Here is an 8,666-nt window from a genome sequence, read left to right on the forward strand (position 1 = left end):
CATTTTTTATACTACTTTTAATATTACAACTTGACGTGCGGAATATGGGTTAAAAGATAAAATATAAAGACTTTGTCAAGTTGAAGGCCATATCAAGATCAAAAAGTTGGTCTTCTTGTCATTTGACTGCTTAATAAAAAACTTTTGGCAGAAAATGCCCATCTGAAGTTCTGTTGTAGTAGTGTGGAAATTTATAATATGTTGCAACCGGAAATAGCTGATGAGTTAGGGCAACAAAAAGTAGAAAATTTATTGAATACAGGTACAAAATTAATTGCTTCTGATAATCCTGGATGTTCTTTGCAAATTAAAAAGTATTGAGAGTTGCAAGGAAAGAAAATGACTTTAATGCACCCAATGAAATTATTAGATTATTCAATTCGGGGGGTGAAGTTACAGAGAAAATAGTAGATGCTACCCAAGTATGAAGAGAAGGAAGGCGATCGCTTTCCTTTTTTTTTCAGATAAATCTTAACAATATATCTACCTACCAGAAAAAGAATTGAAACTATTTTTTGAAAATTATCCTAAACAGCAGATTTCAAAACCCAATCACTTATTTGTATCAATTTGAACACTTTTCATCAACAATTAACAATACCTCCAACACACAAAGTGCTATCACTATCAAACAATTAAATACCAAAAAGCTATTAATAATTTTGTCTGTATCAATTAATATGTTTAATATGTTATTGATACTCGATAGTTCCGAGACTAAATTAATTGTTAATTGATTTTTACTATAGTTAAAGACGAAATTGCTGCGAGCGGCATCACTAATATTATAATTTTTACTTTGCTTAGGGGAAAATCCTAATCCTTCAGGCAGTCCATTATTAAAGTCATAAAAAGTATGAGCTTCAGAATCAACTTTAATAGGCTTAAATTTGGCTTGAGCTACTTCTGCTGTTCCTACGGATAAGGCAACAAGAGAAGTTCCAACAGTGGTTAAAAGTAATTTGTTAACAATTTTCACGAGAGTATTTATTTTATCTAAGGGTTGGTATCAAGTAGTTATAAATAGTTAATTTATTTCTACTAATTTTTACTATATATATGTTAAAGACGAAATTGCTGCGATCGGTATCACTAATATTATAATTTTTACTTTGCTTAGGAGAAAATCTTAACCCTTCAGGCAGTCAATTATTAAAGTCACAGAAAGTATGAACTTCTGAATCAGCTTCAATAGGCTTAAAGCTGAAGACTTAGAAATGTTAAAGATCAAAAAAGTTGGCTGTTTGTCATTTGACAATAAAATAAAAACTGTTGACTAATAACGCCCAACTTTCCTGAAATAGTTGCTTATTCTCTAGCAATAGATATAGAAAAGAAAAAATGGCCCAAAGATGAGAATATTTAACCTAGTCGAACTAATAACAGATAACAGGACTTAGGCAATATAGCACTACGCACAAGTCAGAAGTTAGAAGTAGTCCCCGACTAATACCAATTCACTTTAAAGATGTCACAAATAGTTTCAAACTTTAAATGTCAAATAATTGCCTCAAACCTTTCTCTTGTCTAAAGTTTTTAGCCTATCCAATTTAACTTCAGAATTCTGAATTCTGTGAAATGGTATAAGTTTAAGCATTTATAAATGTCCCGGTCCTATTTCGGTGATGCTATATAAAATATTTCTGGCATTACAAGGGACAGCGTTTGCGGAGCATTCCGTCAGGAAAGTAATCTCAAACCAATTTTTGCGTTTCTTATAGCTAAGTCCTGAGATAATTTGTTAGTTGGAAATTGGAGGAAAATTTTACAAAATGAACCGCTCTCTATTTTTATTGATAAGTCTAGCTGTTTTAGGTATAACATCCTGTAGTGCCGTCAAAGAAATTCAGGAATTAATCGACCCTCCCCCACCACCGACACCCACTGCATCCCCTGTCAAACAAAAAGAACAAAGAAAATTATTTCTGATCGAGCAAAACGGAAAATATGGGTATATCAATAAGACAGGAAAAATATTGATTCGACCAAGATTCGATCAGGTAAAAGATTTCTCAGAAGGATTAGCAGCGGTAAAAATTGGTGAAAAGTGGGGTTATATTAATGAAAAAGGAGAAATAGTTATCAAGCCAGAATTTGATTCTGTTTTACGTTTTTCCCAAGGATTAGCACCAGTCAAAAAACTTAGTGAAAGATGGAGTTATATTAACAAGAATGGAGAAATAGTAATTCAACCGCAGTTTGAAGATGCGGTCTATTTTTCTGAAGGGTTAGCACGAGTTACAATTGATGGTAACTGGGGTTATATCGATAAAACTGGCAAAATATTAATTAACCCAGAATATGGAGGGCAAACAGGGCGGGGTTTTTTTGTTGACGGATTAGCTGCTGTGAGGGTTGGTAATAGTTATGAATATGGATATATAGATAAGACTGGAAAAATAGTAATTGAAGTTAAATATGACTTTGCTGGAGATTTTATTAATGGTTTAGCGAGAGTTCAAATTGGCGATCGCTGGGGGTATATTGATAAAACTGGTAGGGAAATTATTAGACCACAATTTGAATTTAGTCAAGATTTTTCCGAAGGTTTAGCAGCAGTTAAAATTGATGATAAGTATGGCTATATAGATGTTTCAGGCAATAGAGTTATTCAACCGGAGTATGATTTTGCTGGTAACTTCTCGGAAGGTTTAGTAGAAGTTAGGATAGATGACAAATATGGTTATATTAATGCTGCCAATGAGATGGTTATTGAGCCTGAGTTTGATAATGCTTTTGCCTTTTCTAATGGTATTGCAGAGGCGTGGGTAGAGGGCAAAAAGGGTTATATAGATAAAATTGGTAGGTTTGTCTGGAATTTAAGTAATTAAGTGTTTTTGTTTGTAGTAGGGCTTTAGCCCTATCTATCTGAGGACTAAAGTGCTACTGCGAGCTTTAATTATAATACCAATTCACTTTAAGGATGTCACAAATAGTTTCAAACTTTAAATGTAAAATAATTCCCTGAAACTATTGTCTTGTAAAAGTTTTTAGTCGATAAAATCTAACTTCTGACTTCTGACTTCTGACTTCCGTGAAACGGTATAACTATAGCAATTCCCACAGTTATGAGGTACATTTACGATCCCCCTAAATCCCCCTTAAAAAGGGGGACTTTGAAGACTACCCCCTTTTTAAGCGGTTCCCCCCTTGTTAAGGTGCTATATTCAACCAGATATAAGGCTTTGTTGCATGAAAGTAGCCATAGAACATCCGTTCCGCTTTTCGGTTGTCCCCGACATGAAAGGTGAACTTAGTGGCAGCTATATCACCCTCTTTCTATAGATTGATGCTTTATTCATTTATTGGCCAATAGTTAAACCCCTCAAAACCTTTACAGGTAAAAGTTTCAGCCTTTTTATATCAAAGATTGATGTTTGATTTATTTATTGGACAATAGTTGTAGAAGTCTGAAGTACATATGCTTAAGCTTGTGCGGTAGCTATATGTTTTCATACAACAAAGCCCAGATATAATATAAATTGTATTTTGAATCTTGATAGAGAGCAGAATTATGTCCCAAACTTTCAGGCAAGGATATGCTGTTGTTGTCGGAGTAGGTGCTGACTTGCCAGTCACAATTGATGATGCTACTGCCGTTGCGGATCTGTTGGGCGATCCATCTCGTTGCGCCTATCCTACTGAGCAAGTGCGTTTACTAACAGGTGAAAAAGCAGACCGTACCAATATTCTATCTGCCTTGAGTTGGTTAGCTAAGACGACGGGAGAGGATGATACTGCAATTGTTTATTTCTCCGGTCATGGAATGGAAACACCAGATTATTATTTGATGCCTTATGGTTATGATTTGGCAGATTTGGAGGGTACAGCCATTCGTGGCGAAACCTTCACCAAGCATCTGCGAGCGATTAAAGCTAAGAAATTATTAGTACTTCTTGATTGCTGTCATGCTGGCGGACAAGCAGAAGCTAAGGGGGTGGTTAAATCACCTCTGCCACCATCGGCGATCGCTCAGTTGGGCAGTAGTAGTGGTAGGGTTATACTTGCTTCTTCACGAAAAGATGAAAAGTCTTGGACTGGAAAACCATACAGTGTCTTTACAACAGCGTTGTTGGAAGCTTTGGCTGGTTATGGGGCATTTGAAAAAGACGGTTATGCTCGTGTGTTGGATATTGCTATGTGGGTAGGACGCAAAGTTCCCGAACGCACAGATGACAAACAGCATCCCATCATTAAAGTCAGTAATTTAGAGGATAACTTTGCTTTAGCCTGGTATGCTGGAGGGGAGAAAAGTCCGCGTCCGTTGCCAAAATGGGCAACTAATGTTCCATCTATTACACCAGGGTTAGATGTTGAACAGGTCGCTACCTGGCGACGGATGTTGGCCAACTATCGTGAAAATCTGCTGCTGGTTGAAGAACGCATGACTGAATATGTTGAGTTTACTGATATTCCATTAGGACTTGTTAAAAATAAACGTCGGATAGAAGCGGAAATAACCAAGTTGGAACAGAAACTAGGAATTAAAGGTTAAAAAAAGTCTTGAAATAATGAGCGATTATTTTCCATCTTATCGCGAAAAAATTAAATCCATTCGCCAACAAATAGCTGAAGTCAGAAAAAACTTAAATCTAATCAATGAAGAAATATCTTGGTATCCTGAATATCAAGAAGTTCCTTTAGCTCTCAAAAAAAATCAGCGAGAGCAGGAAAAAAAATTAGTTAATCTGCTCGAACAACTAGGACGACTCTTAGAGACTCAGGCAGACCTTAGTAATGTATCAAAAAGTCTTTTTATGGCACCTTATCTTATCGACCGAATCCAGCATGAATTAGCTTTTTCTCAAGTTTTTGAAAGACGAAATAACAACTTTGACAAACTATTAGTTTGTCTTATTCATGGTGACAAGCAACAGTCTCAGGATATGTTTCTCGAACGTCTCAAAGTGAATTTTTTACCAAAAAAATTTAACCACTCTAAGATGACCACCTATCATGTGCGATTTCCTGAAACTTTACAAAATTTTCATAGTCAACTTAAATACAATCTAGCTAATACTATAGTTGGGGAAGAAAGAAATGAATTAACCAAAGAAATAAATCACACTTTGGCTGAATCACCAGTGCCGGTCATTATCTCTACATATATGTATTGTGAACATTGGTTAAAATTTGCTGGTAAAGCAATTAATAGCTTTCTGCATTTTTGGGAAAATCGGCTGGTAATTTCTCCTAATCAGCACCTATTTGTGTTTTTATTTATTATTACTAACAATAGACAAAATCGTAGGATGTTAGACAAATTTAGGTGTCTATTTTCCAGCAGTGAAGATTCTAGATTAGATAAGCAGCTAAACAAACTTTCAGAAGGCGATTTTTCTGAGTTTAATAATTTTTATGGCGTAGTTTTACCAAAATTAGAGGGGATTACTGAGCAAGAAGCAACAGAATGGGTAGATGTAGTAGTGAGAAAACATTTCCCTAATAATTTGGCTTTTGTCAAAGATACAAAAAGCGAAATTCAAGCTATATTTAATCAATATCAATCAAAAGATAAACCTAAAAGAATTCCTCTAGATGAATTAGCCCGTAAGTTGTCAGCTATTTTGGTGGATTACGCTGTTATTTCAAATGATTATACTGCAAGGAGGGAGCTTGCATGAATTTCCCATTTTACTTTGGTGACGGAAAACGGAAACGACGCAACACACCAGAACCTCTACCTGTGTCACGACGATCACAATTTATGAAACCAGAAAATTATTTGGCAGATCCGGGTCTTCGTGATGCCTGCAACGTTGCTTTGCTTTTAGGTCAACCTTTATTATTGACTGGAGAACCTGGTACTGGTAAGACCTTGTTTGCTTATAGTTTAGCCTGGGAATTAGGTTTTGACGAGCCGCTTAAATTTGAAACCAAATCTACTAGCACTGCCCGCGATTTATTTTACAGTTATGACACTTTGAGGCAATTTCAAGATGCCCAGAATCGTATAGAAGACAGAAACTCTCTGAACTATCTGACATACAACGCTTTGGGGACAGCCATCTTGCTGACAAAAGAGCCGTCTGAAATTAAGAATTTTGTTCCTCCAGGTTTTATTCATCCTGGTAAAAGACGCTCTATCGTTCTCATTGACGAAGTAGACAAGGCATCCCGCGATTTTCCTAATGATATCCTGAATGAATTGGAGTATCTGTACTTTCGGGTGCCCGAACTGGGCAATGTCAAGATTGAAGCTCATCCCAAGCTACAACCTATAGTGGTAATCACGAGTAATTCTGAGAAAGACCTGCCCGACGCATTTTTGCGACGTTGTGTTTACTACAATATTTCTTTTCCACAAAAAGAGCGTCTTGCGGATATTGTTACCAATAGATTAGGTTTGTACTCTGCTGGTAGCAGTAAATTTCTCCTGGATGCCCTAGATATTTTCTTTAAGCTACGAAAGAGCGGTTTGCGCAAGAAACCTGGAACTGCTGAACTTTTGGGTTGGATGATAGCGCTCCAAGAAATTTCAGGTGGTGCAAATAACCCGCTTGTTGAGCCTCAGCTAGCTCTGCGCACCCTGAGTAATTTGATCAAAACTGCTGAGGATCAAGATAAAGCTAAGGAGATAGTGAAGCAATGGGTAGACAGTCGCCAAAAGTAAGCCCAGGGTGGTTAGAACCAGAAAGGTTGATTGAGTTTATTGATGAGCTGCGCAGAGAACACAATTACAACATCGGTGTGTCGCAATATATTGCTGCTCAAGAACTGATACTTGCCCTGAGTGCAAAAGGAGAGCAGCTAGAGGAACCCCAGAGGGTTAGAAGCCTTCTCGGTCCTTTGCTATGCAGTTCCCCAGCAGAACAAGAGGATTTCCAGCTACGGTTTGACCAATGGATTGAACGCATGGGTTTTACTGTTAGCGAGGCTATTCAAGAAGATGAAAATGCTCAGGCAGTTAAACAGGAGTTGAAAAAGATTGAGCGGCAATGGCGACGGCTACGGTGGGTTCTATTAGCGATCGCTATCCTCGTTGCCATCGTATTAATCTATTTCCTGAGCCAGCAATTGCCTACACCTATACCTACACCTACACCTACAACTACTATACCTACAACTACTACACCTATACCTACACCTACAACTACTATACCTACAACTACTACACCTATACCTACACCTACAACTACTACACCTACAACTACTATACCTACAACTACTACACCTACATCTATAGATAAATGGCTGCCCCTATTGGGAGCTTTATTGGTTCTTCCCTTCGCTACCTTCATAGCTTGGAGACTCTGGTGGTATTGGTGTGCGCGTCAATACCTCAAGCGTCGTGCGACCAGGCGACAGCCAGAAATTCAGCGAGTTTCTATCTCGGGCTTTAATGAGGAACTGTTTCCCAGCGTTTTGTTCTTGCGCATTGCTCAGGGTTTTAGGCGACGTATCCAGGTTCCATCCAATGAACTCGATGTTGACAAGACCGTAGAAAAAACCGTGCGGGGAGGAGGTTTGTTTGCGCCAGTGTACGGCTACCATCAGGTTCTCCCTGAATACCTGGTTCTCATCGACCGGGCAAATTACGGCGACCACCAGGCGAGATTTGTCAAGGAAATGATTGCTCAACTCACCCACAACGAGGTCTTAATCACAGGCTACTATTTTGATGGTGACCCCCGCGTTTGCTTTCCGATGACAGGAAAAGAACCTCCTCGTAAGCTACAGGAAATTGCGTTGAAGTACAGCCAGCATCGACTGATCGTTTTCTCCGATGCCGACGGTTTTTTTAGTTCCCTGACTGGCGAACTTGAACCCTGGCTTGATTTCTTTTCGAGTTGGCCTGAGCGGGCTGTATTGACTCCTAAACCTTCAGAACACTGGGGATATCAGGAACTGGAATTATCGCGAGAGTTTATTGTTCTACCTGCTACAAATGATGGGTTGATTGATTTGATACGCAGCATCCAATATGGAAAATCGCCCTATGTGCCTTCAGAGAAAAGCAGGGCACCTTTTCCAGAGGCGTTGAGAGTGCGAGCGCGACGCTGGATAGAGCGAGATCCACCTGAGCCATGGCTGGTAGCTGATGTCCTAGAATCCCTCCGATACTATCTGGGGGAAGGTGGTTACTATTGGCTGAGTGCTTGTGCTGTATTTCCAGAGCTACATTGGAATCTCACAGTTTACCTGGGCAATACGCTCCAGACTGGTGATGGCAGTTCCCTACTTCAGGCTTGTCGGCTCACCGATCTAGCTCGTTTACCTTGGTTTCGATACGGTTATATGCCTGACTGGCTCCGCTTGTGGCTGATTTCCGAGTTGCCTCGCCAACAGGAAGATGAGGTTCGTCAACTGCTTAGAAATTTCCTGGTGGCAAAACCTGATGAACAAGCCTCCGTTGGAAGGCAGCAATTGGAAATTGCTCGGCAACACAGCAATGTTGTCTCCAGGTTGGCGCAACCACTTCTCCGCTTGCTTTCTAGAGAAGCTTGTGCGGATAGTCCTCTACGAGACTACATTTTTCAGGAGTTTATGGCGGGTGGTAAGTGGCTGGCAGTGCGAATGCCGGAAGAGTTACGCAAGCATCTCCGTCGCAAATATTCACAACAAGTAGGATGGGGGCTTTGGTTTCAGTGGGTATTTGCAAATGTTGTGGGCGGGGCTGTGGGCGGGGCTGTGGGCGGGGCTGTGGGCGGGGCTGTAATCGGGGC

Annotated in this window: 6 protein-coding genes and 1 pseudogene; 6 read left to right on the forward strand and 1 reads right to left on the reverse strand. The window is 39.4% G+C overall.

The genetic code is table 11. From position 1 onward, the window contains the following. Positions 1-144 precede the first annotated feature (144 nt). Positions 145-408 (forward strand): annotated as a pseudogene (locus tag ACP6PM_RS02975) (heterodisulfide reductase-related iron-sulfur binding cluster); the annotation flags it as partial. A 157-nt stretch (positions 409-565) separates the two neighbouring features. Here ACP6PM_RS02975 and ACP6PM_RS02980 read toward each other — a convergent pair. Beyond that, positions 566-979: a hypothetical protein gene (locus tag ACP6PM_RS02980; RefSeq protein ID WP_426581716.1), complete on the reverse strand. Its 414-nt coding sequence runs from the start codon at positions 977-979 to the stop codon at positions 566-568. A gap of 793 nt (positions 980-1,772) precedes the next feature. Between ACP6PM_RS02980 and ACP6PM_RS02985 the strand changes: the two genes are divergently transcribed. The 5 genes from ACP6PM_RS02985 to ACP6PM_RS03005 form a co-directional block, all read left to right on the forward strand. Next, on the forward strand, positions 1,773-2,831 hold the full coding sequence (locus ACP6PM_RS02985; protein ID WP_426581717.1) for a WG repeat-containing protein: 1,059 nt from the start codon (positions 1,773-1,775) through the stop codon (positions 2,829-2,831). 683 nt (positions 2,832-3,514) lie between these two features. Next, a complete protein-coding gene (locus ACP6PM_RS02990) occupies positions 3,515-4,495 on the forward strand; it encodes a caspase family protein (RefSeq protein WP_426581719.1) in 981 nt (326 codons plus the stop codon). Between the two features lie 16 nt (positions 4,496-4,511). Continuing rightward, the gene (locus tag ACP6PM_RS02995) at positions 4,512-5,624 is read left to right on the forward strand and encodes a hypothetical protein (RefSeq protein WP_426581721.1); all 1,113 of its coding nucleotides are present in this window, start codon (positions 4,512-4,514) and stop codon (positions 5,622-5,624) included. Then, on the forward strand, positions 5,621-6,613 hold the full coding sequence (locus ACP6PM_RS03000) for an AAA family ATPase (RefSeq protein WP_426581722.1): 993 nt from the start codon (positions 5,621-5,623) through the stop codon (positions 6,611-6,613). Before ACP6PM_RS02995 ends, ACP6PM_RS03000 begins: the two co-directional genes overlap by 4 nt. Next, on the forward strand, positions 6,589-8,666 hold a 2,078-nt coding region (locus ACP6PM_RS03005; RefSeq protein ID WP_426581724.1), incomplete at its 3' end, for a hypothetical protein. The genes ACP6PM_RS03000 and ACP6PM_RS03005, both read left to right, overlap by 25 nt.

The organism is Dapis brunnea BLCC-M229, assembly GCF_050015995.1.
GTDB lineage: Bacteria > Cyanobacteriota > Cyanobacteriia > Cyanobacteriales > Microcoleaceae > Trichodesmium.

Excerpts from the sequence above, each read along its gene's own strand:
- ACP6PM_RS02990 (WP_426581719.1), top strand. The coding sequence starts at position 3,515 with ATGTCCCAAACTTTCAGGCAAGGATATGCTGTTGTTGTCGGAGTAGGT.
- ACP6PM_RS02995 (WP_426581721.1), top strand. The coding sequence starts at position 4,512 with ATGAGCGATTATTTTCCATCTTATCGCGAAAAAATTAAATCCATTCGC.
- ACP6PM_RS02985 (WP_426581717.1), top strand. The coding sequence starts at position 1,773 with ATGAACCGCTCTCTATTTTTATTGATAAGTCTAGCTGTTTTAGGTATA.
- ACP6PM_RS03000 (WP_426581722.1), top strand. The coding sequence starts at position 5,621 with ATGAATTTCCCATTTTACTTTGGTGACGGAAAACGGAAACGACGCAAC.